The sequence below is a fragment of the Pseudomonas sp. CC6-YY-74 genome (assembly GCF_002025205.1).
GTDB lineage: Bacteria > Pseudomonadota > Gammaproteobacteria > Pseudomonadales > Pseudomonadaceae > Aquipseudomonas > Aquipseudomonas paeninsulae.
Genome location: NZ_CP019947.1, coordinates 4,291,305 through 4,315,553, shown reverse-complemented (window position 1 = coordinate 4,315,553; position 24,249 = coordinate 4,291,305). Strand labels below are relative to the sequence as shown.

Below are 24,249 nucleotides of genomic sequence, written 5' to 3'. Positions count from 1 at the left end.
GCAATTGAGAACACGCAAATTTTACCTTGACCAAATTAACTGCCAGTGAAAGCAGTCAATCAGTCACTTCTATCACATACCCAAATTTTTAAAGAACGATTTTTCTTACCGGTCAAAGACCAGAAATCAACATTCAGCTACCGTCGGCAGGAATGTTCAGTTCTGAACTCTCTACAACGTCATAAAGTGGTGGAGCCAAACGGGATCGAACCGTTGACCTCCTGCGTGCAAGGCAGGCGCTCTCCCAGCTGAGCTATGGCCCCAGGTAATCGCAAGGCCTCACCCCACTCAATTGACAATTGGTGGGTCTGGGCAGATTCGAACTGCCGACCTCACCCTTATCAGGGGTGCGCTCTAACCAACTGAGCTACAGACCCAATAACGGGCTTCTAACCTAATCGTCTTTTTCAATGAATCAAGCAATTCGTGTGGGAACTTATGAAGAAGCTGAAGTCTTCGATTAAGGAGGTGATCCAGCCGCAGGTTCCCCTACGGCTACCTTGTTACGACTTCACCCCAGTCATGAATCACACCGTGGTAACCGTCCCCCCGAAGGTTAGACTAGCTACTTCTGGTGCAACCCACTCCCATGGTGTGACGGGCGGTGTGTACAAGGCCCGGGAACGTATTCACCGTGACATTCTGATTCACGATTACTAGCGATTCCGACTTCACGCAGTCGAGTTGCAGACTGCGATCCGGACTACGATCGGTTTTATGGGATTAGCTCCACCTCGCGGCTTGGCGACCCTTTGTACCGACCATTGTAGCACGTGTGTAGCCCAGGCCGTAAGGGCCATGATGACTTGACGTCATCCCCACCTTCCTCCGGTTTGTCACCGGCAGTCTCCTTAGAGTGCCCACCATTACGTGCTGGTAACTAAGGACAAGGGTTGCGCTCGTTACGGGACTTAACCCAACATCTCACGACACGAGCTGACGACAGCCATGCAGCACCTGTCTTACAGTTCCCGAAGGCACCAATCCATCTCTGGAAAGTTCTGTAGATGTCAAGGCCTGGTAAGGTTCTTCGCGTTGCTTCGAATTAAACCACATGCTCCACCGCTTGTGCGGGCCCCCGTCAATTCATTTGAGTTTTAACCTTGCGGCCGTACTCCCCAGGCGGTCAACTTAATGCGTTAGCTGCGCCACTAAGTCCTCAAGGAACCCAACGGCTAGTTGACATCGTTTACGGCGTGGACTACCAGGGTATCTAATCCTGTTTGCTCCCCACGCTTTCGCACCTCAGTGTCAGTATCAGTCCAGGTGGTCGCCTTCGCCACTGGTGTTCCTTCCTATATCTACGCATTTCACCGCTACACAGGAAATTCCACCACCCTCTACTGTACTCTAGTTGGCCAGTTTTGGATGCAGTTCCCAGGTTGAGCCCGGGGCTTTCACACCCAACTTAACAAACCACCTACGCGCGCTTTACGCCCAGTAATTCCGATTAACGCTTGCACCCTCTGTATTACCGCGGCTGCTGGCACAGAGTTAGCCGGTGCTTATTCTGTCGGTAACGTCAAAACAGCAACGTATTAAGTTACTGCCCTTCCTCCCAACTTAAAGTGCTTTACAATCCGAAGACCTTCTTCACACACGCGGCATGGCTGGATCAGGCTTTCGCCCATTGTCCAATATTCCCCACTGCTGCCTCCCGTAGGAGTCTGGACCGTGTCTCAGTTCCAGTGTGACTGATCATCCTCTCAGACCAGTTACGGATCGTTGCCTTGGTGAGCCGTTACCTCACCAACTAGCTAATCCGACCTAGGCTCATCTAATGGCGCGAGGCCCGAAGGTCCCCCGCTTTCTCCCGTAGGACGTATGCGGTATTAGCGTCCGTTTCCGAACGTTATCCCCCACCACTAGGCAGATTCCTAGGTATTACTCACCCGTCCGCCGCTCTCAAGAAGTGCAAGCACTTCTCTACCGCTCGACTTGCATGTGTTAGGCCTGCCGCCAGCGTTCAATCTGAGCCATGATCAAACTCTTCAGTTTTAATACTGCTTGGGTTTTGTGAAAACCCTAAACTTGGCTCAGCATTTCCAAATATACTCTCGAACTTCGAGTGCCTACTTGTGATGCTGATAATCTTGCGACTAACAGTCTTACTCCACAAGCACCCACACGAATTGCTTGATTCAGTTGTTAAAGAGCGGTGGCTGAGTCTTTCGTCTCAACCGAGGCGCGCATTCTACAGCAGCCTCATTTACTGTCAAGCGATTCAGAAAATTTCTTTTCAACTTCAACCACTTGCGCTTCCGATCAACTCTAAGGCTTCTCATCAGCGGGAGGCGAATTCTACAGCGTTTCAAACCGCTGTCAACCACCTCTTTTACCGCTTTCGATCACCTCGACCGACCCACCCGCAGAACCAAACTTCAACCCTGCAGAAGCGGCGCATTCTACACAGCTTTCGCTGTTTAGCAACTTCTCTTTTTAAGCCAACTTCTTGTTTTACAAGAGGTTTACCGAGAGGCCTGCGCCAGAAGAGGTGCGGATTATAGGCCCAACAGAAACTACGTCAAGCCTTTATTGGCAGTTATTTGCCACCTCCCGTCGATCGCACTGCAACCCTGTCTGCCTGTTGCCGATTAACGCCGTTGCGGCCATGACGCTTACAAGATCCGGGTCAACCAAACCGCGCGCCTCTATATATAGAAGCCAGACAATACTTGGGCCACCAATTGGAGGAATGGCTATCTCTGCGAGAACTGGGGATATCTACCCGCGCTCTGCCTGGCCAGTGCGCTGCGCTGCAGATCGCTGGATGCGCCAACTGGCGAAACCACTATATAAGGTCAGCAGAATAACCAGCCCCAGACCAATCGACATCAGACAGCCCCTCTTCCGCAGAAACGCGCGGCCCGCACAAGGCGGGCCGGCAGTAACAGTCAGTCGTTGACCTGGCGCAGATAGGCTGCAGGTTCAGCTCCGAGGTTGTTGAGCAGCCGCTCGCTGTACCAGTCGATGAAGTTGACCACGCCGAACTCGTAGGTCTTCGAGTACGGGCCTGGCTGGTACGCGGTGGAGTTGATACCTCGCTGATTTTCTTCGGCCAGGCGGCGGTCCTGGTTGTTGGTCGCATCCCAGACCTGGCGCAGGCGCTCGACGTCGTAGTCGACGCCCTCCACTGCATCCTTGTGCACCAGCCATTTGGTGGTGACCATGGTTTCCTGGGCACTGATCGGCCATACGGTGAAGACGATCAGGTGATCGCCCATGCAGTGGTTCCACGCGTGCGGCAGATGGAGGATACGCATTGAACCGAGCTCGGGGTTCTGGATCCGCCCCATCAGCTTCTTGCTACCGCGCTTGCCGTCCATGGTCATGGATTCGGTGCCTTTGAGCAGTGGCATGCGCACGATGCGGTTACGCATGCCGAAGCTGGCGTGGGCGTAAGGAATCTTCTCGGCGTCCCACTTGGCAGCGGACTCGGCGACGTGGTCCTTGAAGGCCTGGTCGGCGCGCGGGTCGGTGACGTCGTCCCACTCCAACAGGCTCTTCAGCAGTTCCGGATGCGCGCCACTGCAGTGGTAGCACTCACGATTGTTCTCCAACACCAGCTTCCAGTTGGCCTTTTCCACCAAGGTGGACTGTACCGCCACCTTGGTGTTCTCCATGTCGTAAGGCTCCATGTAATGAGCCAGGGTCGCGAGGAAGTCGTCGATCGCTGGAGGACTTTCGGCCAGGGAGATGAAGATGTAGCCGCCAGCCGTCTTGCACTGCACCGGCTTGAGGCCATATTCCTTCATATCGAAGTCGGCGCCCATCTCGGTGCCAGCGAACAGCAGGCGACCATCCAGCTCATAGGTCCACTGGTGGTAGTGGCAGACCAACTTGGCCACTTTGCCCTTGTCGCTGGTGCACAGGCGCGAGCCCCGATGGCGGCAGACGTTGTGAAAAGCATGTACCACGCCTTCGGCGCCACGGATGACGATGATCGGGTTGGCGCCGATCTGCAGGGTGATGTAGTTGCCCTTGGCTGGAATCTCGCAAGTCATGCCGGCGATCAGCCATTCCTTGTGGAAGATCTCCTGCATGTCGATCTGAAACAGGCGCTCGTCGCTGTAAAACGGTTGTGGCAACGAAAAGGTGCGCTCGCGGCTTTGCAGCATCTCGGCGGTGGCCTTGCGTGCCGGTTCCAGGGGGTCGCCCAGACTCAGGGTGGAAGTGACGTCCATCGGTAACTCCTCAATGGCGACTCGCCGTGCGAGCGCCGCAAAAAGTGGCTGTTTCGGTTGCTACGCAAGGCGGCGTGACTGACCCTTCGTAAGTCGCCTGCCGAGTGGCGACTCAATACGCGGAACAATGGTCGTGCGCTCTTTTCCGTTTGCTTCGGCTGGGGCGGAGTGTGGCGATGGATGCAGCGTAAACCTTATCCATAGACGACATAGCCACATCCGTTTCCGACGCGACAAACCACGCCCCTCGCGGCAGGTCGCGATAAGCATGTAAATGTCGCTCATGGATAAATGAGTCCGCAGGCCGTTGCGCACAATCCATCACAATAGGCCAACATCAGGCCGCTGCGCGCGAGATACCGACCATGTCGAACGATTTCCTCAACACCGTCACCACCCAGACCTGGAACAACGGCCGCCATCTAGTGCGCTGCGTCAAGGTGATCCAGGAAACCTGGGACGTTCGCACCTTCTGCTTCATGGCCGAACAGCCGGTGCTGTACTTCTTCAAACCGGGGCAGTTCGTCACCCTCGAGCTGGAGATCGACGGCCAGCCGGTCATGCGCTCGTACACCATCTCCAGCTCACCGGCGGTGCCCTACAGCTTCTCCGTGACGATCAAGCGGGTGCCGGGCGGCAAGGTGTCCAACTGGTTGCACGAAAACCTTACGGAAGGCGACGAACTGCCGGTGCACGGTCCGGTCGGACTGTTCAACGCCATGGATTTTCCGGCGGACAAGGTCCTCTACCTCAGTGGCGGCGTTGGTATCACTCCGGTGATGTCCATGGCCCGTTGGTTCTATGACACCAACGCCAACGTCGACATGATCTTCGTGCATAGCGCACGTTCGCCCAAGGATGTGATCTACCACCGCGAGCTGGAAAACATGGCGGCGCGGATCAACAACTTCAGCCTGCACATCATCTGCGAGAAGCACGGCTTAGGCGAGGCCTGGGCCGGTTACCGGGGTTACCTCAACCAGGCCATGATGCACATGATGGCGCCGGACTTCATGGAGCGGGAGATCTTCTGCTGCGGGCCAACGCCCTATATGAATGCGGTCAAGCGCCTGCTCGAAGCCAATGGCTTCGACATGGCGCGTTATCACGAGGAATCCTTCGGCGCGACGCCGGCAGATGTCCGCGAAGAGGCCAAGGAGTGGGCCGCCGAAGCGGCCGACGCCGATCCGGTACCGCTGGCCGAGCAGCATCAGGTGGAGTTCATCAGTACTGGCAAGAGCATTCGCATCGATCCGGGCGAGACCGTGCACGCGGCCGCGGCCAAGCTCGGCCTGCACATTCCCAAGGCCTGCGGCATGGGTATCTGCGGCACCTGCAAGGTGATGAAGACCGCCGGCGAGGTGAGCATGGAGCACAACGGCGGGATCACCGACGAGGACGTCGCCGAAGGCTTTATCCTGTCCTGCTGCAGCGTGCCCCAGGGCGATGTGACTATCGACTATTGATTGACGCGACCTTCAGCTCTCCGCTGCCGCTAAACCGGCAGCGGGTTGAGTAAGCGTTTATCCGCATCAGCACCCGTCACCGTCGATCACGCCCCCCTGAGTCTCTCAGGGGGTAAGCACCGCCTCAGACCACACTCCATCCGCATCTTGCTGGTACCTGACACGCTCACGCATGCGCGGCCAGCCAGACGGCCAGAACTCAATCCGCTCAGGCTGAAGGCGGAAGGCGCACCAGTTCGGACTGCGTGGCACCGGCTCGAAACCCAGGGCCTGCTCAAGCTGGCGCACCTGTCGACGCGATTCGCCTTTTTCTGGCGCAGGAGCGCCCTGAGGAAGTACCCAGGCTGCCAATTGGGTCTCGCGGGCCCGCTTGCACCAGTAGTTGTCCGACGTTTCAACGGATTGCCGGATGACATCGCCTTCGAGCGTCACCTGCTCCTGCAGCTCGCGCCAGAAGAAACACAGCGACGCGCGCGGGTTGTCGATCAGTTGCTGACCCTTGCCACTCTCGGTATTGACGAAGAACAGCAACCCAGCCTCCTCGACGGCGGCGATGTAGACCATGCGCACGGAGGGGTGAGCATAACGATCCGCCGTCGCCAGCGCGGCGGCATGGGCCTCGTCCACGCCCTGCGCGGTGGCCTGCTCGATCAACCGCTGCAGCTGATCCAAGGCCTCTCGATAAATCGCTTCGCTGCTCTTCATACTCAGTCATCATCCTTTGCCGACGCCGACCCTTGGCAATTCTTGCAGGGGTCGCACACCCAGTATAGGACTCACTGCCCTGCCACCTGCGCCACATACTGGGCCACAGCCTCGATCTGCTCGGCGCTGAGCAATGCCGCAAAAGCCGGCATCACCCCGACGCCGCCGCGTACCGCAGCCATGACCCGCTCGGGATTTGGCTTGAGCTCATCCAAGTTAGGGCCAATGGCGCCACTGGCGCCGGCGTCCTGCAGGGTGTGGCAGATCGTGCAGGAGGGTTGCGCCTGCTCGGTGAACACCTTGCGGCCCAGTTGGTAACGGGCGTCATCGGTCGCCGCTTCACCAGCTTTGACCGTGCCGAACAGGCTGCTCAGGGCAAGGCCCAGCGCCAGTCCCGAGGCTTTAGACAATCGCAATGCTGACTCCATGATCCCTCCAGCCGTTATGGCCATAGCCGCGTTCATTGACCAGTTCATCCTGGGGTTGGACGTTACCCTCGACATCGGTCGCCCGGCTCACCAGGTTGTAGTTACCGGGTTTGAGGTCGAGGATCAGCACGAAGGGGCGCCAGGCGTATGGGCCCAGGCTCGGGCCTACGAAGGGGGCCGCTTGCCAGCTCTTGCCGCCATCCAGCGACACCTCGACGCTCTTCACTTCCTTGGCCCCGCCGAAGGCCACGCCCTGAATGCGCACTCGTCCGGCCTTGGCCTGTTCAAGTGGCTGGGTGATCCAGGACTTGACGTTCATCTCCCACATCGACGGCTGATCCGGTGCGCCGCCCTGACCAACCGGGCGGATGCGGTAGCCCGAAGCCTGGATCTTGGCGTCGGTCTGCTCGGCGGTGAAGGCCACCTGTTTGACGTACTTGACGTTATTCACCCCGTAGTAACCCGGCACCACCAGGCGCAACGGGCCACCATGGGCCAGCGGTAGCGGTTCGCCGTTCAGTTCCCAGGCGAGGATGGCCTGCTCCAGTGCGCGCAGGGGCACCGAGCGCTCGACCACCAGACTCTTCGGGTCGAGGCCGGCGGGTAGCTCTTCGCCGCCGGTGCTGGTGATGTAGGGGAGGTCGCCGAGGCTGCCCCCCAGAGCCTCGACCACGGTTTTCAGCGGCACGCCGCTCCACAAGACGCAGCCGGCTGCGCCGGTCGCCCATTGAGTGCCGCTGGTTTCGTGGTCGAAGAACGCCCGGCCGTTACCCGAGCACTGCAGCACAGTGGCGACGGTAGCGACTCCGAGGGTCTTGAGTTCGCCGAGGCTGATGCTGCGTGGGTTTTTCACGCCCTTGAAGGCGACCGTCCAGGCATCGCGGTCGGCGACGATGGACGGCGGTGGTGGCGGTAGATTGTTGCGGATAAACAGCTGCTCGTTGGACGTCACTATGCTGGTGCCGATGGCGTCACGCTTGGTTTCCAGGGTGTTGGCGCTGTGCACGATCAGGGCTTCGGGGGTTTTCCAGTTGACGTAGTCCGGCAGCGGCATCTCGGCGGCCAGGCTAAGCGGGCTGAGGCCGAGCAGGCTGGCCGAGGCGAGCGCCACGGCGCTGCCCAGCAGCACCTGACGGCGGCGTGGATCAAAGTTGTCGCTCATGTCATTTCTCCCTTATTAGCGAGTCGCGCTGCACGGGCTTGACCCCTGCTTCGCGCAAACTTAGGTCGTGAAGGGCGCGGCGAACAGCTGCGCAGCCCAGGTGAGCGGGAGCAATGCGGGTTCCCGCTCGGGGTACAAGGGTACGACTCCGTACTATCCAGCTGCCTTGCGCGGTTTGGATAGAGCCAAACTCGCCCGGCGTACTGCTCCAGGATGAGTGTTAAGCACAGTCACTCAGGGATTGAGCGCTTCGCGCCGCCACTGGCCGTCCGCGTCTTTGTGCTAGCCGGTTCGCTCACGCATCCGCTGCCAACCGGTGGCCAGAATTCAATGCGAACGGACTGGATGCGGAAGGCGCACCAATCGGGGTTTCTCGGCACCGGCTCGAAACCCAGGTCATGCTCGAACTGCCGCACCACCCGGCGCAGCACCGGTTGTTCGGCGCCGGGGGACCTTGTTCGGATGCCCAGACCGCGAGTTGCGCCACCCGGGGGTGTTTGTGCCAGTAAAAATCCGAAGCTTCGGCAGACGGCAGGAATACATCGCCTTCGATGATCGCCAGCTCCTGCAGCACCGGCCAGAACAGGCACAGCGCCGCGCGTGGGTCGTTGATCAGCCGCAGCAATGGCTCCAGGGCCTGTAGGTAAAGTGTTTTGCTGCAAGTGCTCGGTGACCATCTGTTGTTGGCAGTGATCTGCACGTCCAGTGTCTGGCACCGAGGCCAATACCTGTCGCAAACGCATGGCTACCAGCTGCTCTGCCGAGGGAGTTAACCCTAAGACTAGTAGATGCTGACGTGGCGGAGGGGCGCGCGGGTCATCGTTCGACCACTTGCGGTGTCGCGTGCGCTAGCGCCTCGACCTGCGTGGTTAGTCCAGTTAGTCAATTTCGGCATCTGAGGCCCCCGAGACTGCGCGGCCTCTGCTCACCATAGCCAGCTATGGCTCGTCGTGGCGCCTGGCCTCAGGACCCGAGTCATCCGAACTTGAATTAACCAACTAACCGTACCAACCACAGGCGGTGATATTGAATGAAAGTCAGATCGCTGCGGCTGCGTTCATCGCCTGGCGACCTGGCGACTGGCCCCGATCCGCCGTCCTGGACAGGCCGGCGGATCGGGTGAAGCCTAGCCCGCAGCCATGGCCATGCGGATATCGGCCGCCAGCTTGCGCACCCGCTCTTCTTCGGTATCCCAGGAGCACATGAAGCGCGCGCCACCGGCACCGATAAAGGTGTAGAAACGCCAGCCTTTGGCGCGCAGAGCGGCGATGGCCGGTTCTGACAGTTGCAGGAACACGCCGTTGGCCTCCACCGGGAACATCAGGCTCACCCCCGGCACGTCGCTGACCAGTTCGGCGAGCAGGCGCGCGCACTGGTTGGCATGCCGCGCGTACTTCAGCCAGGCGGCGCCCTGCAGCAGGCCGACCCAGGGCGCCGACAGATAGCGCATCTTCGACGCGAGTTGGCCGGCCTGCTTGCAGCGGTAGTCGAAGTCTTCAGCCAGGGCCTTGTTGAAGAACAGGATCGCCTCGCCCACCGCCATGCCATTCTTGGTGCCACCGAAGCACAGCACGTCGACCCCGGCCTTCCAGGTCAGCTCGGCCGGCGTGCAGTCGAGAAAGGCGCAGGCGTTGGAGAAGCGCGCGCCGTCCATGTGCAGATTGAGGCCCAACTCGCGGCAGGTGGCGCTAATCGCGCGGACCTCTTCGGGGCGATAGACCGTACCGACCTCGGTGGCCTGGGTCAGGGTTACCACCCGCGGTTTCGGGAAGTGAATATCCTGGCGCTTGAGGGCGATTTCGCGGATTGCTGGCGGCGTCAGCTTGCCGTTCTCGGTCTGCGCCAGCAGCAGCTTGGATCCGTTGGAGAAGAACTCCGGGGCACCGCATTCGTCGGTTTCGACGTGGGCGGTCTCCGAGCAGATCACGCTGTGGTAGCTCTGGCACAGCGCCGCCAGGGCCAGCGAGTTGGCCGCGGTGCCATTGAAGGCGAAGAACACTTCGCAGTCGGTTTCGAACAGTTCGCGAAAATGATCGGCGGCCCGTGCCGTCCACTGATCGTCGCCGTACGCGCGGTCATGGCCGTGATTGGCCTCGGCCATGGCGGCCCAGGCTTCCGGACAGATGCCGGAATAATTGTCGCTGGCGAACTGTTGCGATGAGTCGGACATTGCTCGTTCCTTCCTATTAGGTCGTCGGCGCATGCCGCTACTTTACCCTCGCAGCCTGTCGCCGGTAGCACGCTGTGGCGACATCTTGTTCATTCCAGGCGCTGTCCGGCCCGCCGAATGGTTGCCAGGCAACTGCAGGCAAAAGAAAAGGAACTCACGCAAGCACACGGCCTCACAACTAGGGTCCCGGCAGCGCTTGCCGAAGTGATTGACCCGAACAGGAATCCACCATGAACTACCGTCATCTGATTGCGTTTGTCATTCCCCTGGCTTTTGCCCTGCCTGCGACTGCTGCCGGCTGGCCTGAGGGAGCCAAAACCGAGTTCGTCAACGAGTGCGTGACCGGCGCCCAATCCAGCCACAGCCAGGCACAGCTGCAGGCCTTCTGCGAATGCGCGGCCGACAAGGTCAGCAACGAGTTCAGCGCAGCAGAGCTGGAGGCGATGCGTAACCAGTCACAACCCGACCCGGCGCTGCAGCAGCGCCTGGTGACCGCCTCCAGCAGCTGCAACACCAAGCTGCAGGGCTGATCACCGCGCCAGCGCTACCTGGCGATCCGCTGGTGTGATAACGAGAGGGGCAGCGACAGCGATCCTGGGTTAACGTCGAGCATGCCCGATGACCTGTGAGCGCCGCCATGCCAACCTCCTCCTCCGTCCTGGCCAGCCGGCCGCGTGATGCCGCGCTGGACCTGCTCAAGTGGCTGGCGCTGCTGAGCATGCTGATCGATCACCTGCGGCATGTCTGGCCGCCGCTGTACGCCCTCTATATTCCCGGCCGCCTGGCCTTCCCGCTGTTCTGCCTGGCCATCGCCGCCAACCTGGTGCGCCCGACGGCGCGCCCGCGCCCACCGGTAGCGCTGCGCTACCTCGGCCTGCTGCTGCTGTTTGCGCTGCTTTCCGAGTGGCCATATCGCCTGCTGGTGCAAGCGCCGCAATCGCTCAACGTGCTGCCAACCCTGGTTCTCGGCCTGCTGATTGCCAGTGGCGTACAGCAGCCCCACGGCCAGGCGCGCTGGCTGGCCCTGGGCGCCCTGCTGGTCGCCGTTGCCGCCCATTCCTGGCTGATGTTCGGCCTCGCCGGGGCCTTGCTGCCGGCAGCCTTTGTCTACGCCCTGAGTCGACCCCATCCGGCCTGGATCTGGCCACTGTTGCTGAGCCTGCTCGCCAATTACTGGCCGCCCTTCTATGTCGAGGCGGCGCGCGGCGAGCCCTTTGCCTGGGCGGTGATTGTCAGCTGCGCCCTGGCCCCGCTGTTCGGTCTCTGGCTACTGCGCCAGCCGCTGCACATCAGCGTACCGCCGGTCCGACGCTGGGCCTATCTGTTCTATCCCGGGCACTTTCTCGTGCTCGCCGCCCTGCGCGAATACTGGCTACGCTGACGGCCGCACCCGCTCTAGCCTGGCCGCCGCCAAGTATTGGCATTACCGACAGCGACCTGTCGCAAACGCGCATGTCGCAAACGCAACCTCCCGTGGCGTGCATAGGCATCTGGCGGTTCAGGGCGAGTCATACCATCGGCTGCACAAGGGCTCAGCCCCGATTCCGACACAGATGCGCTACAACGTGGCGCCGCAGGAGATCAGCGATGTTCAGCAAAGACGACCAAATCAAGGGCTACGACGACGAACTGCTGGCGGCGATGGACGCCGAAGAAGCCCGTCAGGAGCATCACATCGAGCTGATCGCCTCGGAAAACTACACCAGCCAGCGCGTGATGCAGGCCCAGGGCAGCGGCCTGACCAACAAGTACGCCGAAGGCTATCCGGGCAAGCGTTACTACGGTGGCTGCGAGCATGTCGATGTGGTCGAGCAACTGGCCATCGATCGCGCCAAGCAACTGTTCGGCGCCGACTTCGCCAACGTCCAGCCGCACTCCGGCTCCTCGGCCAACAGCGCCGTGTACCTGGCCTTGTTACAGGCCGGAGACTGCATCCTGGGCATGAGCCTGGCCCACGGCGGTCACCTGACCCACGGTTCCAAGGTCAGCTCCTCCGGCAAGCTGTACAACGCCGTGCAGTACGGCATCGACACCACCACCGGCCTGATCGATTACGACGAAGTCGAGCGCCTGGCCGTCGAGTGCCAGCCGAAGATGATCGTGGCCGGCTTCTCCGCCTACTCCAAGACCCTGGATTTCCCGCGCTTTCGCGCCATCGCCGACAAGGTCGGTGCCCTGCTGTTCGTCGACATGGCCCACGTTGCCGGTCTGGTTGCCGCTGGCCTGTACCCCAATCCGCTGCCTTACGCCGACGTGGTTACCACCACCACCCACAAGACCCTGCGCGGTCCGCGTGGCGGCCTGATCCTGGCCAAGAGCAATCCCGAGATCGAGAAGAAGCTCAACTCGGCAGTATTCCCCGGCGCCCAGGGCGGCCCGTTGATGCATGTGATCGCCGGCAAGGCGGTGTGCTTCAAGGAAGCGCTGGAGCCTGGCTTCAAGGACTATCAGGCGCAGGTGATCAAGAACGCCAAGGCGATGGCCAAGGTCTTCATCGACCGTGGTTTCGACGTGGTCTCCGGCGGTACCGATAACCACCTGTTCCTGGTCAGCCTGATCCGTCAGGGCCTGACCGGTAAAGACGCCGACGCCGCCCTCGGCCGTGCCGGCATCACCGTGAACAAGAACTCCGTACCGAATGACCCGCAGTCGCCGTTCGTCACCTCGGGCCTGCGCATCGGCACCCCGGCCATCACCACCCGCGGCTTCAAGGAACAACAGAGCACCGAGCTGGCTGGCTGGATCTGCGACATCCTCGATCACCTCGGCGATGCCGACGTCGAGGCCCAGGTAGCTACTCTGGCAGCAGGGCTGTGCGCCGACTACCCCGTCTATCGTTGATCGTGTCAGCAGGATCGTAGGGTGGCTTCCGCCCCCTACGTCGACTGAACAGGCCATCCATGGTTAAGTTTTTACGTATCAGGAGTACCCACTGATGCAACGTTATTCCGGCTTCGGCCTGCTCAAGCACTCCTTCAGCCACCACGAAAACTGGCAGCGCATGTGGCGCACGCCGACGCCCAAGCCGGTCTACGACGTGATCATCGTCGGCGGCGGCGGCCATGGTCTGGCCACGGCCTACTACCTGGCCAAAGAATTCGGCGTGAAGAACGTCGCGGTGATCGAGAAGGGCTGGCTGGGCGGCGGTAACACCGCGCGCAACACCACCATCGTGCGTTCCAACTACCTGTGGGACGAATCGGCGCACCTCTACGAGCACGCCATGAAGTTGTGGGAAGGCCTGTCGCAGGACATCAACTACAACGTGATGTTCTCCCAGCGCGGCGTGTTCAACCTCGGTCACAGCCTGCAAGACATGCGCGACATCGAGCGCCGGGTCGGCGCTAACCGCCTCAACGGTATCGATGGCGAGGTGCTCAATGCCAAGCAGGTCGAGGAACTGATTCCGTATATGGATTGCAGCAAGAACACCCGTTACCCGGTGATGGGTGCGTCCCTGCAGCGGCGCGGCGGCGTGGCCCGTCACGATGCCGTGGCCTGGGGCTATGCGCGCGCCGCCGATGCCCTGGGCGTCGACCTGATCCAGCAGACCGAAGTGACCGGTTTTCGCAAGGAAAACGGCGTGTGCATCGGTGTGGAAACCAACAAGGGCTTCATCGGCGGCAAGCGCGTCGGTGTGGTCACCGCCGGTAACTCCGGGCACATGGCCAAGCAGGCCGGTTTCCGCCTGCCGATCGAGTCGCACCCGCTGCAGGCGCTGGTGTCCGAGCCGATCAAGCCGATCATCGACAGCGTGATCATGTCCAACGCGGTACACGGTTATATCAGCCAGTCGGACAAGGGTGACCTGGTCATCGGTGCCGGTATCGACGGTTACGTCGGTTACGGCCAGCGCGGCTCCTACCCGACCATCGAGCACACCCTGCAGGCCATCGTCGAGCTGTTCCCGGTGCTCTCGCGGGTACGCATGAACCGGCAGTGGGGCGGCATCGTCGACACCACGCCGGACGCCTGCCCGATCATCAGCAAGACCCCGGTGCCGAACCTGTTCTTCAACTGCGGTTGGGGGACCGGTGGCTTCAAGGCCACTCCGGGTTCCGGTCACGTATTCGCCGCCAGCCTGGCCAAAGGCGAGATGCACGCACTGGCCAAACCCTTCGCCATGGACCGTTTCTACAACGGCGCCTTGATCGACGAGCACGGCGCTGCCGGCGTCGCCCACTAACAGGAGAAATCCGACATGCTGAACATCTTCTGTCCCCATTGTGGCGAGCTGCGCTCCGAAGAGGAATTCCACTCGGCCGGCCAGGCGCACATCCCGCGCCCGCTGGACCCGAATGCCTGCACCGATGCGGAGTGGGGCGAGTACCTGTTCTTCCGCGACAACCCGCGCGGCATTCACCACGAGCTATGGATTCACGCGGCCGGTTGCCGGCAGTACTTCAATGCCACGCGCGACACCATCAGCTACGAAATTTTCGAAACCTACAAGATTGGCGAAAAGCCGAGCGTGACCGCTAAGCCGAACAGTGCGAAGCAGCCCAGCCGTGCGGCAGGAGAAAAGGCATGAGTCAGATCAATCGCCTGAGCAAAGGTGGCCGGATCAACCGCAACCAGCCTTTGACCTTCACCTTCAACGGTGAGAGCTATCAGGGTTTCAGCGGCGACACCTTGGCCGCCGCGTTGCTGGCCAACGGCGTCGACGTCGTCGGTCGTAGCTTCAAGTACTCGCGTCCGCGCGGCATCGTCGCCGCCGGCGCCGAAGAGCCCAACGCGGTGCTGCAGATCGGCGCCAGCGAAGCCACCCAGATCCCCAACGTGCGCGCCACCCAGCAGGCCCTGTACAGCGGCCTGGTGGCCAACAGCGTGAACGGCTGGCCGAGCGTCAACAATGACCTGATGGGCATTCTCGGCAAGGTCGGTGGGCAGATGATGCCGCCGGGGTTCTATTACAAGACCTTCATGTACCCGCAGAACCTCTGGCTGACCTACGAGAAGTACATCCGTAAGGCGGCTGGCCTGGGTCGCGCGCCGAAGGAAAACGATCCGGACAGCTACGACTACCTGAACCAGCACTGCGACGTGCTGGTGGTCGGTGGCGGCGCCGCCGGTCTGGCCGCCGCATTGGCTGCCGGGCGTAGCGGTGCACGGGTGATCCTCGCCGACGAGCAGGAAGAGTTCGGCGGTCATCTGCTCGACAGCCGCGAAAGCCTCGACGGCAAACCGGCCGCCGATTGGGTGGCCAAGGCCCTCGCCGAACTGCAGAAGATGCCGGAAGTCACCCTGTTGCCGCGCTCGACCGTGCACGGCTATCACGATCACAACTTCCTCACCATCCACGAACGGCGCACCGATCACCTCGGTGATGCCGCGCCGATGGGCGAGGTGCGGCAGCGCCTGCACCGGGTGCGTGCCAAGCGCGTAGTCCTGGCCGCCGGCGCCCACGAGCGTCCGCTGGTGTATGGCAACAACGACGTGCCCGGCAATATGCTGGCCGGCGCGGTGTCCACCTACGTGCGCCGTTACGGCGTGGCCCCGGGTAAGCAGCTGGTGCTGTCGACCACCAACGATTACGCCTACCGCGTAGCGCTGGACTGTCTGGAAGCCGGGTTCAAGGTGGTCGCCATCGCCGATGCCCGTGCCAACCCAAAGGGTGCCTGGGTCGAAGAAGCACGGGCCAAGGGCCTGCGCGTCCTGACCGGCAGTGCGGTGATCGAAGTGCGTGGCAGCAAGCGCGTCAGCGCGGCGCGCGTCGCGGCGATCGATCCGCAGGCACATAAAGTCACCAGCCCCGGCGAATGGTTGGAGTGCGACCTGGTCGCCAGCTCCGGCGGTTACAGCCCGGTGGTGCACCTGGCCTCGCACCTGGGCGGCAAGCCGACCTGGCGTGAAGACATCCTCGGTTTCGTGCCGGGTGAAGGTTTCCAGGCGCGCGTCTGCGCCGGTGCCATGAACGGCGTGTTCGCCCTCGGCGAAGTGCTCGCCGACGGCTTCGAAGCCGGCGCCAAGGCGTCTGCCGACGCGGGCTTTACCCCGGTCTCGGGCGAGTTGCCGAAAGTTTTCGGCCGTCACGAAGAGCCGAGCATCGCGCTGTTTCAGGTGCCGCACGAGAAGTCGACCGCACGGGCGCCGAAGCAGTTCGTCGACCAGCAGAACGACGTCACCGCGGCCGGTATCGAACTGGCCACCCGCGAGGGCTTCGAGTCGGTCGAGCACCTCAAGCGCTACACCGCGCTGGGCTTCGGTACCGATCAGGGCAAGCTGGGCAACATCAACGGTCTGGCGATTGCCGCGCGGTCGATGGGCATCAGCATCCCGCAGATGGGCACCACCATGTTCCGCCCGAACTACACCCCGGTGACCTTCGGCGCCGTGGCCGGGCGTAACTGCGGTGCGTTGTTCGACCCGGTGCGTTACACCGCGCTGCACAGCTGGCACCTGAAAAATGGCGCCGAGTTCGAGGACGTCGGTCAGTGGAAGCGCCCCTGGTACTTCCCCAAGGCCGGTGAAGACATGCACGCCGCCGTCGGCCGCGAGTGCAAGGCGGTACGCGACAGCGTCGGCCTGCTCGATGCCTCGACCCTGGGCAAGATCGACATCCAGGGCCCGGATGCGCGCGAGTTCCTCAACCGCGTGTACACCAACGCCTGGACCAAGCTGGACGTGGGCAAGGCCCGTTACGGCCTGATGTGCAAGGAAGACGGCATGGTCTTCGACGACGGCGTGACCGCCTGTATGGCCGATAACCACTTCGTCATGACCACCACCACCGGCGGCGCCGCGCGCGTCATGCAGTGGCTGGAAATCTACCAGCAGACCGAGTGGCCGGACCTCAAGGTGTACTTCACCTCGGTCACCGACCACTGGGCGACCATGACCCTGTCCGGCCCCAACAGCCGCAAGCTGCTGGCCGAAGTCAGCGACATCGACCTGGACAAGGACGCCTTCCCGTTCATGACCTGGAAGGAAGGCCAGGTTGGCGGCGTGCCGGCGCGGGTGTTCCGCATCTCCTTTACCGGTGAGCTGTCGTTTGAGGTCAACGTGCAGGCCGACTACGCCATGGGCGTGCTGGAAAAGATCGTCGCGGCGGGCAAGAAGTACAACCTGACCCCGTACGGCACCGAGACCATGCACGTGCTGCGGGCCGAGAAGGGCTTCATCATCGTCGGTCAGGAGACCGATGGCTCGGTGACCCCGGACGACCTCAACATGGGCTGGTGTGTCGGTCGCACCAAACCTTTCTCCTGGATCGGCTGGCGCGGGATGAACCGCGAAGACTGCACCAAGGCAGACCGCAAGCAGCTGGTCGGCCTCAAGCCGGTCAACACCAGCGCGGTGCTGCCGGAAGGCGCACAGCTGGTGTTCGACGCCAAGCAGGCGATTCCGATGAGCATGGTCGGCCACGTGACCTCCAGCTACTACAGCACCAGCATGGGCTACAGCTTTGCCCTGGCCCTGGTCAAAGGCGGCTTGAAGCGCATGGGCGAGAAGGTTTTCGCCCCGCTGGCAGATGGCAGCCTGATCGAGGCCGAGATAGTCCCGTCGGTGTTCTTCGACCCGAAAGGCGAGCAGCAGAACGTCTGAGACCACGACCACTCGCCAGGCCCCAGCAGGCTGGAGCCTGGCGAGCAACGAATTAGCGCTGACGTACCTACGACAGGCGGAACAACATGAGCACAGTAAACGTTTACAAGCAGCGCCCCGATGCGGCGCACGCCGAGTCCCCGCTGTTTCACGCCGGCCTGCATGAGCTGGCAGGCAAGGGCAAGAGCACCGCGGGCATCAGCCTGCGCGAGAGAAAACTGCTGGGTCACCTGACCCTGCGCGGCGATGGCCATGACCCGGCCTTTGCCGGCGCCGTGCACAAGGCCACCGGCCTGGAACTGCCCGGCGCACTGGGCCTGGTGGTCAAGGGTGAGGCCTCGTTGCAATGGCTGGGCCCGGACGAGTGGCTGCTGATCGTACCGAGCGGCGAAGAGTACGCCGCCGAAAAGAGCCTGCGCGAAGCGCTGGCCGGCCAACACCTGCAGGTGGTCAACGTCAGCGGTGGGCAGACTATTCTCGAACTGACGGGGCCGAAAGTCCGCGAGATGCTGATGAAGTCGTCGATCTATGACGTGCATCCCCGCAACTTCCCGGTCGGCAAAGCGGTCGGCACCACCGTCGCCAAGACCCAGCTGGTGATTCGCCGCAGCGGCGAAGAGACCTGGGAGCTGCTGGTGCGCCGCAGTTTCTCCGATTACATCTGGCTGTGGCTGCAAGACGCCTGCGCCGAATTCGGCCTGGCGATCAAGGCCTGACAGCAGTAGCAATCCTGTGGGAGGGGCCGGGCGGCGATCCGCTTTAGCCGCGACTGTTTTCGCGGCTAAAGCCCCTCCCACAGACGCCCGCACTGGCAACGATTACCGGGAGCTTGACCATGAGCCGCACCCCCGATACCTGGATTCTCACCGCCCACTGCCCGAGCGTGCTCGGCACCGTGGACGCGGTGACGCGCTTCCTGTTCGAGCAGAACTGCTACGTCACCGAGCACCATTCGTTCGATGACCGGCTGTCCTCGCGCTTCTTCATCCGCGTCGAGTTCCGCGTAGCCGAGGGCTTCGACGAGCAGGCCTTTCGCGCCGGCCTCGATGAGCGCCTGGCGCCCTTCGACATGCACACCGAACTGACCCCGCCGGGCTACCGGGCCAAGGTGGTGCTGATGGTGAGCAAGGCCGACCATTGCCTGAACGACCTGCTCTACCGCCAGCGCATCGGCCATCTGGCCATGGACGTGGTGGCGGTGGTGTCCAACCATCCCGACCTGGAACCGCTGGCAAGCTGGCACGAGATTCCCTATTACCACTTCCCCCTCGACCCCAACGACAAGCCGGCGCAAGAGCGCAAGGTGCTGCAGGTGATCGAGGACAGCGGCGCCGAACTGGTGGTGCTCGCCCGCTACATGCAGGTGCTCTCACCCGAACTGTGCCGCAAGCTGGACGGCCGGGCGATCAATATCCACCACTCGCTGCTGCCCGGCTTCAAGGGCGCCAAGCCCTATCACCAGGCGTACCAGAAGGGCGTCAAGCTGGTCGGCGCCACCGCCCATTACATCAACAATGACCTCGACGAGGGGCCGATCATCGCCCAGGGCGTGGAGGCGGTGGACCATGCCCACTACCCCGAAGACCTGGTCGCCAAGGGCCGCGACATCGAGTGCCAGACCCTGGCTAAGGCGATCGCCTACCACCTCGAGCGGCGGGTGTTCCTCAACGCCAACCGCACCGTGGTGCTGCACGCTTAACCGTACCACCGCGCCGGTGAGGGCAGTCCCGCACTGCCCCTATCGCGCCAGCAACACGTCGAAAAGCTCCAATGCAAGGCCGCGTGGCCGTTGGCCGCGCCTTTGTATCCACAACAACAAAGGAGAACATCCAATGTCCGGTAATCGTGGCGTCGTCTATCTCGGCGCAGGCAAGGTCGAAGTACAAAAGATCGACTATCCAAAAATGCAGGATCCACGCGGCAAGAAAATCGAGCATGCGGTGATCCTGCGGGTGGTCTCCACCAACATCTGCGGCTCCGACCAGCACATGGTGCGCGGCCGTACCACCGCACAAACCGGCCTGGTCCTGGGCCACGAAATTACCGGCGAAGTGATCGAGAAAGGTCGCGACGTCGAGAACCTGCAGATCGGCGATCTGGTCTCGGTGCCGTTCAACGTCGCCTGCGGCCGCTGCCGTAGCTGCAAGGAACAGCACACCGGCGTCTGCCTGTCGGTCAACCCGGCACGTCCCGGCGGCGCCTACGGCTACGTCGACATGGGCGACTGGACCGGTGGCCAGGCCGAATACGCCCTGGTGCCCTACGCGGACTTCAACCTGCTCAAGCTGCCGGACCGCGACAAGGCGATGGAGAAGATCCGCGACCTGACGTGCCTGTCCGACATTCTGCCGACTGGCTACCACGGCGCGGTCACCGCCGGCGTCGGCCCAGGTAGCACGGTATATATCGCCGGTGCCGGTCCGGTCGGCCTGGCCGCTGCCGCCTCCGCGCGCCTGCTCGGCGCTGCCGTGGTCATCGTCGGCGACGTCAACCCGGTGCGTCTGGTGCATGCCAAGGCCCAAGGCTTCGAGATCGCCGATCTGACACTGGACACCCCGCTGCACGAACAGATTGCCGCCCTGCTGGGCGAGCCTGAAGTCGATTGCGCCATCGACGCGGTGGGCTTCGAGGCTCGCGGTCATGGTCACGATGGGGTGCAGCACGAGGCTCCGGCCACCGTGCTCAACTCGTTGATGGGTGTGGTTCGGGTTGCCGGCAAGATCGGTATTCCCGGCCTGTACGTCACCGAAGATCCGGGCGCAGTCGATGCCGCGGCGAAGAAGGGTGCACTGAGCATCCGCTTCGGCCTCGGCTGGGCCAAGTCGCACAGCTTCCACACCGGTCAGACCCCGGTAATGAAGTACAACCGTCAGCTGATGCAGGCGATCATGTGGGACCGCATCAACATCGCCGACGTGGTCGGTGTCGAGGTGATCAGCCTGGATCAGGCGCCCAATGGCTACCACGAGTTCGACGCCGGCGTGCCGAAGAAATTCGTTATCGACCCGCACAAGCTGTTCAGCGCCGCTTAAGTTAAATGCCTAACCTGGGCCGCCCCCGCGTGTGGGCGGCACCAGTCTTGCGGGAGCCTTGTGGCTCCCTTTTTTATGCCGCTGCGCTGGGCATCCGCCGGGCAACCGCGCAGAGCCAGGCCAGCCATCTGCTCGCCGCCTCGGCGTGTTCCGCCACCGACCGCTAGCTGCCGCCCAGGTGTTACCGCCGCCCTACCGGGGTAACGAAAACGGGTAGTACGGCAACACAGTCAGCAACAAAACAGCGTGGATTTCATTGCGTATATTTTTAATCAATTGATTTATATGACTATTTTAAAACTGGCACGAGCCATGCAATCTATTACCGCACAAAAACAAGAATCCAAGTACAACGATACGTCTCGACGCTGACACAATAAAAACAACCGTACAGGCGAGCAGCAAACAGATTTTTTTGGAGCGGTTGTGTTGTTCGGGGTCGACCCCGTGACCAGGCCAATAACAATAAAACTACCTCAAGGTAGCTGATTGGTAGGTTGGATCACTTAGTGACGATGGCAGTACCAGGGTCCAAAAAAATACGTTTGCCTTGATCCCTGATGGGGTCAAACAGCGATTTGTAATGATAAAAACAACAACAGATCGTTCAACAACAAAAACAAAGCACGCAACGACACTTTGAAGGGGAGCTTAGGCTCCCCTTCGTGCTTTGTGCTGCCCTCCTCGCCCGAACCCTGCGACTTTCATTCAGCCCCCACGCGCTGCCGCACCAGCCCGGATCATGCTCGCGGAGCCCCTGCCGGCCACTTGCAGCTGCTCCTGCTGGCTACTCGTTACCCCCCAGCATATCTACGTTTGCATTTATTCCTCGCGGGACCTAGGCGCGTAGTTGCGCCCGGCACCAGGCATCATCAGCCTCTTAGGGCGTTGGCCTAATCACATTGGCAGGTACCGCTCAGCCCACTGATCCGCCGCCACACCCTGTACGATCATCTGCTCGATGTCCCGGGTGGTACAGCCCAACTGCTCAAGCATTACCCGGGTGTGGCTACCGTACTTTGGCATGGCGCTCGGCAGCTTGACGCGAGCTCGACTCAGACGAATCGAGTTGGGTGCAATCAACGTCACTCGGTGGCCGCTGGGATGGTCTGGATAGTCAATGAAGGCCACTGATTTCGGTCCATTCAGGTCGATACCGGTTGACGAGCGCATCAGTGAAGACTCGCGCAACTGACTCATCCTTGCCAACGGTTGGCAGCCGATATCGACTTCGCTCAGGCGTGCCTGCCAGTGGCTGATTGGCTGCGATCTGAACAACGCTTCAAGCCGCGGCTCTGCCTCATGGCTATCGGCAAGCTGAAGATCCGCCAGATCCAGCGCAAGGCACAGGCTCTGCAACTGCGTTGCTTGATCGAGTGCCAGAAAGAACCAGCCATCCTGCGCCTGGTAACAGCGATAGAAGGCATTAGCCCCCTTAACTTCCCGCCCACTGGGCTCATTGAAAGGCGCCCGGCCCGGGTAGTCATACATGAATGGCAGCTGAATCAACTGCCCCGCAGCCACCAGCGAACTGCGCGCCAGCGAGCCTCCATGGCCATGCGCACGCTTAACCAGGGCGACGCCGATGGCCTGCGCGGCGCAGTAGCCGCCGAGCACATCAATCGTACCGAAGTGTGCATGCTCCTCGGGTGTCTGCATGCCGCCACCGAAGCGGGCCATGATGCCGGTGGTGGCTTGAACCAAATCGTCATAACCCGGCTGGTCACTGCGCGGCCCCCGCTTTGGCCCGCCGTAGGCATCGAACTGACAGAGGATCAGCTCGGGATTTATCCGCTGCAGTCGCTCGACCGACAGGCCCAGCCGCGCCAACTGAGCATCGCTGCCGTTAATCGTGATGACGTCGACCTGCATCAATAACTTGTCCAGCACGGCTTGGCCCTGCTGGCTTTGCAGATCCAGCAAGACACTCTGCTTGCCCTGATTGGCCTGCATGCCGAACACCGACGTGTTCCAAGGATCCAGCGCCGGTTTTGCCGGATCGATACTGATAACTTCGGCGCCAAAGCGGGCCAAGGTACAGGCGATGGTAGGCCCGGCAATCACATTGGTCAGGTCGAGAATCTTAATACCATCAAGCCAGCCTCTAGCTGCCGGTGCCTCGCCTGCTGTTGGCTGGGGAACGCCCCGTTCACGCCAACTGGCCAATAGCTGCAGCACGCCAGCTCGATCAGTGCTGGGTGACTGCGCCGGCTGTTTTTCGGTAACGGCCGTATCACCTTGCAACCAACAGATATTGCCCAGCTGGCGCATGGTTCCGAAACGCGGGTCTTCAACCTCCAGCACACTTGCCGACTGCAAGGCATGCTCGCTGGCCAGCCATTCGCTGGTTAGCTGGTGCGCACAACCCGGCACCCCGGCCTCGCCGAATAGGCGCTGCCATTCGTAGGCAGGCTTGGTTTGGAATGCCGCTTTCATCCTGTTGGAGACCAGGTCTGCCCATTCCCGCGACAGCGGATAGGACAAGAGCGTGCATTCGGCGCCATCCGGCCAGTCGGCAACGTCCAGGTAGGGACTGTGGGTCGGTATGCCCGCCGCCCTGACTGCGTCCCAAAGGCCCAATACTTTCAGGCAGCCGATTGGGTGGCGGGAGTGCGAGCAGCAGACGGCATAAAAGGGCCGGCCATCCTGGCAAACATAGGTGCGGTAGAAGGGGTCGAGGAATTCCTGCAGATCGGCATAGTGCAGGTTCAGCGGCAGGTCATTAGTCCGGCGGCGCTCGATCTCGCGTTCCCGCAGCGACTGGTAGCGCTCGGGCAAGCCTTCTATGTGCATGGAGTTGTAGGCCAAGCCTTCCATGAGCGCAGCGGCGATTGGCACTTCGATCCGCTCACCCTGACCCGTTTTGATCCGATCAAACAGCGCCAAGGTCACCGCTGTAGCGCCCAACACCGAGGCATAGGCGGATGCCAGGGGCAGCGGTGAAAACGACGGAGTGATCCCCATCAGTACTCGGCTAAGACCCATGTCGGTGAACTGCCCGACTGCCGCGGCGATAATGCCTTCCCAGGCAGGTAGCCCTGCATATTCGAGGTCCTGCTCGGCAAACCCTGGCAGGGACAGGTAGACCAGTGACGGATTGATCAGCTTCACCTGTTCGACACCCAGGCCCAGCCTGGCCATCACCCCTGGGCGGAAGTTCTCGACCAGCACATCGGCGTGTCTGATCAGATCCAGCGCCAGCTGCAGGTCTTGCTCGCGGTGCAGATCCAGACTGACCCGCTGCTTGCCCCGATTCAGTATGGCGTCCGCCGGGTTATCCCAACGCGGGCCCTGGGGCGGGTCGATGTGCACCACCTCGGCGCCCTGGTCGGCCAACATCATCGCCACGGCCGGCCCGGCAATGTACTGACCGAAGTCGACAACCCGGTATCCACTTAAAGGGCGCTGCTGAATCGCTTTCATATACACCTGCCGCTATCGATGAATTGAACAGCTGCGAGCCTAAGAAATCGCTGACGGGAGGCATATCGGATAGTTTCGGACTGAGTGTTTGATTTTTTTGTACACTCCAACACCGCCAACTTCGCCGACCCTAA

At 61.6% G+C, this 24,249-nt stretch carries 17 protein-coding genes, 2 tRNA genes and 1 rRNA gene; 10 read left to right on the top strand and 10 right to left on the bottom strand.

Annotated elements, in window-relative coordinates:
* Positions 1-187 precede the first annotated feature (187 nt).
* The 4 genes from B2D37_RS19605 to gbcA all read right to left on the bottom strand — a co-directional run bounded on the left by B2D37_RS19605 (position 188) and on the right by gbcA (position 4,184).
* Positions 188-263, bottom strand: a tRNA-Ala gene (locus tag B2D37_RS19605).
* A gap of 37 nt (positions 264-300) precedes the next feature.
* Positions 301-377, bottom strand: a tRNA-Ile gene (locus B2D37_RS19600).
* Positions 378-461: 84 nt separating this feature from the next.
* Positions 462-1,998: ribosomal RNA gene (locus B2D37_RS19595) — 16S ribosomal RNA — on the bottom strand.
* An 896-nt stretch (positions 1,999-2,894) separates the two neighbouring features.
* Complete coding sequence (gene gbcA / locus B2D37_RS19585; protein WP_079204282.1) at positions 2,895-4,184, bottom strand: glycine-betaine demethylase subunit GbcA; 1,290 nt, start codon at positions 4,182-4,184, stop codon at positions 2,895-2,897.
* A gap of 365 nt (positions 4,185-4,549) precedes the next feature.
* Between gbcA and gbcB the strand changes: the two genes are divergently transcribed.
* Complete coding sequence (gene gbcB, locus B2D37_RS19580; RefSeq protein WP_079204281.1) at positions 4,550-5,650, top strand: glycine-betaine demethylase subunit GbcB; 1,101 nt, start codon at positions 4,550-4,552, stop codon at positions 5,648-5,650.
* A 105-nt stretch (positions 5,651-5,755) separates the two neighbouring features.
* Here gbcB and B2D37_RS19575 read toward each other — a convergent pair whose 3' ends face one another.
* From B2D37_RS19575 to B2D37_RS19555, 5 genes are all read right to left on the bottom strand, one after another.
* Positions 5,756-6,355: a pyridoxal 5'-phosphate synthase gene (locus B2D37_RS19575; RefSeq protein WP_079204280.1), complete on the bottom strand. Its 600-nt coding sequence runs from the start codon at positions 6,353-6,355 to the stop codon at positions 5,756-5,758.
* 71 nt (positions 6,356-6,426) lie between these two features.
* On the bottom strand, positions 6,427-6,771 hold the full coding sequence (locus B2D37_RS19570; RefSeq protein ID WP_218190338.1) for a cytochrome c: 345 nt from the start codon (positions 6,769-6,771) through the stop codon (positions 6,427-6,429).
* Complete coding sequence (locus B2D37_RS19565; protein ID WP_079204278.1) at positions 6,758-7,945, bottom strand: sulfite oxidase; 1,188 nt, start codon at positions 7,943-7,945, stop codon at positions 6,758-6,760. The genes B2D37_RS19570 and B2D37_RS19565 overlap by 14 nt, the downstream gene beginning before the upstream one ends.
* Before the next feature lie 295 nt (positions 7,946-8,240).
* Positions 8,241-8,645 carry a hypothetical protein gene (locus B2D37_RS19560; protein WP_154067128.1) on the bottom strand — a complete coding sequence of 135 codons (405 nt, stop codon included), beginning with the start codon at positions 8,643-8,645 and terminating at the stop codon, positions 8,241-8,243.
* A gap of 426 nt (positions 8,646-9,071) precedes the next feature.
* Positions 9,072-10,115, bottom strand: a complete 1,044-nt coding sequence (locus B2D37_RS19555; RefSeq protein WP_079204276.1) for a low specificity L-threonine aldolase — start codon at positions 10,113-10,115, stop codon at positions 9,072-9,074.
* A gap of 230 nt (positions 10,116-10,345) precedes the next feature.
* Between B2D37_RS19555 and B2D37_RS19550 the strand changes: the two genes are divergently transcribed.
* The 9 genes from B2D37_RS19550 (at position 10,346) to fdhA (ending at position 20,692) form a co-directional block, all read left to right on the top strand.
* Positions 10,346-10,645: a hypothetical protein gene (locus B2D37_RS19550; RefSeq protein ID WP_079204275.1), complete on the top strand. Its 300-nt coding sequence runs from the start codon at positions 10,346-10,348 to the stop codon at positions 10,643-10,645.
* Positions 10,646-10,752: 107 nt separating this feature from the next.
* Entirely contained in the window at positions 10,753-11,496 is a 744-nt protein-coding gene (locus B2D37_RS19545; RefSeq protein ID WP_079204274.1) for a TraX family protein, read from the top strand.
* A gap of 206 nt (positions 11,497-11,702) precedes the next feature.
* Positions 11,703-12,956, top strand: coding sequence for a serine hydroxymethyltransferase (glyA, locus tag B2D37_RS19540; protein WP_079204273.1), 1,254 nt, complete (start codon positions 11,703-11,705; stop codon positions 12,954-12,956).
* Between the two features lie 94 nt (positions 12,957-13,050).
* On the top strand, positions 13,051-14,301 hold the full coding sequence (locus B2D37_RS19535; RefSeq protein WP_079204272.1) for a sarcosine oxidase subunit beta family protein: 1,251 nt from the start codon (positions 13,051-13,053) through the stop codon (positions 14,299-14,301).
* Positions 14,302-14,316: 15 nt separating this feature from the next.
* Positions 14,317-14,646 (top strand): sarcosine oxidase subunit delta, encoded by a 330-nt coding sequence (locus tag B2D37_RS19530; RefSeq protein ID WP_025163301.1) that lies wholly within the window; start codon positions 14,317-14,319, stop codon positions 14,644-14,646.
* Positions 14,643-17,660 carry a sarcosine oxidase subunit alpha gene (locus tag B2D37_RS19525; protein ID WP_079202631.1) on the top strand — a complete coding sequence of 1,006 codons (3,018 nt, stop codon included), beginning with the start codon at positions 14,643-14,645 and terminating at the stop codon, positions 17,658-17,660. The genes B2D37_RS19530 and B2D37_RS19525 overlap by 4 nt, the downstream gene beginning before the upstream one ends.
* Positions 17,661-17,746: 86 nt before the next feature.
* Positions 17,747-18,376 (top strand): sarcosine oxidase subunit gamma, encoded by a 630-nt coding sequence (locus B2D37_RS19520; RefSeq protein WP_079204271.1) that lies wholly within the window; start codon positions 17,747-17,749, stop codon positions 18,374-18,376.
* Positions 18,377-18,495: 119 nt separating this feature from the next.
* Positions 18,496-19,359, top strand: coding sequence for a formyltetrahydrofolate deformylase (purU, locus tag B2D37_RS19515; protein WP_079204270.1), 864 nt, complete (start codon positions 18,496-18,498; stop codon positions 19,357-19,359).
* Between the two features lie 133 nt (positions 19,360-19,492).
* Complete coding sequence (gene fdhA / locus B2D37_RS19510) at positions 19,493-20,692, top strand: formaldehyde dehydrogenase, glutathione-independent (protein ID WP_079204269.1); 1,200 nt, start codon at positions 19,493-19,495, stop codon at positions 20,690-20,692.
* Between the two features lie 897 nt (positions 20,693-21,589).
* On the opposite strand, the gene B2D37_RS19505 is transcribed toward fdhA, so the two are convergent.
* On the bottom strand, positions 21,590-24,115 hold the full coding sequence (locus B2D37_RS19505) for a CoA transferase (protein WP_079204268.1): 2,526 nt from the start codon (positions 24,113-24,115) through the stop codon (positions 21,590-21,592).
* Positions 24,116-24,249 lie beyond the last annotated feature (134 nt).

Coding starts and splice junctions, on each gene's coding strand:
- gbcA (WP_079204282.1), bottom strand. CDS start 4,184: ATGGACGTCACTTCCACCCTGAGTCTGGGCGACCCCCTGGAACCGGCA.
- gbcB (WP_079204281.1), top strand. CDS start 4,550: ATGTCGAACGATTTCCTCAACACCGTCACCACCCAGACCTGGAACAAC.
- B2D37_RS19575 (WP_079204280.1), bottom strand. CDS start 6,355: ATGAAGAGCAGCGAAGCGATTTATCGAGAGGCCTTGGATCAGCTGCAG.
- B2D37_RS19565 (WP_079204278.1), bottom strand. CDS start 7,945: ATGAGCGACAACTTTGATCCACGCCGCCGTCAGGTGCTGCTGGGCAGC.
- B2D37_RS19555 (WP_079204276.1), bottom strand. CDS start 10,115: ATGTCCGACTCATCGCAACAGTTCGCCAGCGACAATTATTCCGGCATC.
- B2D37_RS19550 (WP_079204275.1), top strand. CDS start 10,346: ATGAACTACCGTCATCTGATTGCGTTTGTCATTCCCCTGGCTTTTGCC.
- B2D37_RS19545 (WP_079204274.1), top strand. CDS start 10,753: ATGCCAACCTCCTCCTCCGTCCTGGCCAGCCGGCCGCGTGATGCCGCG.
- glyA (WP_079204273.1), top strand. CDS start 11,703: ATGTTCAGCAAAGACGACCAAATCAAGGGCTACGACGACGAACTGCTG.
- B2D37_RS19535 (WP_079204272.1), top strand. CDS start 13,051: ATGCAACGTTATTCCGGCTTCGGCCTGCTCAAGCACTCCTTCAGCCAC.
- B2D37_RS19530 (WP_025163301.1), top strand. CDS start 14,317: ATGCTGAACATCTTCTGTCCCCATTGTGGCGAGCTGCGCTCCGAAGAG.
- B2D37_RS19525 (WP_079202631.1), top strand. CDS start 14,643: ATGAGTCAGATCAATCGCCTGAGCAAAGGTGGCCGGATCAACCGCAAC.
- B2D37_RS19520 (WP_079204271.1), top strand. CDS start 17,747: ATGAGCACAGTAAACGTTTACAAGCAGCGCCCCGATGCGGCGCACGCC.
- purU (WP_079204270.1), top strand. CDS start 18,496: ATGAGCCGCACCCCCGATACCTGGATTCTCACCGCCCACTGCCCGAGC.
- fdhA (WP_079204269.1), top strand. CDS start 19,493: ATGTCCGGTAATCGTGGCGTCGTCTATCTCGGCGCAGGCAAGGTCGAA.
- B2D37_RS19505 (WP_079204268.1), bottom strand. CDS start 24,115: ATGAAAGCGATTCAGCAGCGCCCTTTAAGTGGATACCGGGTTGTCGAC.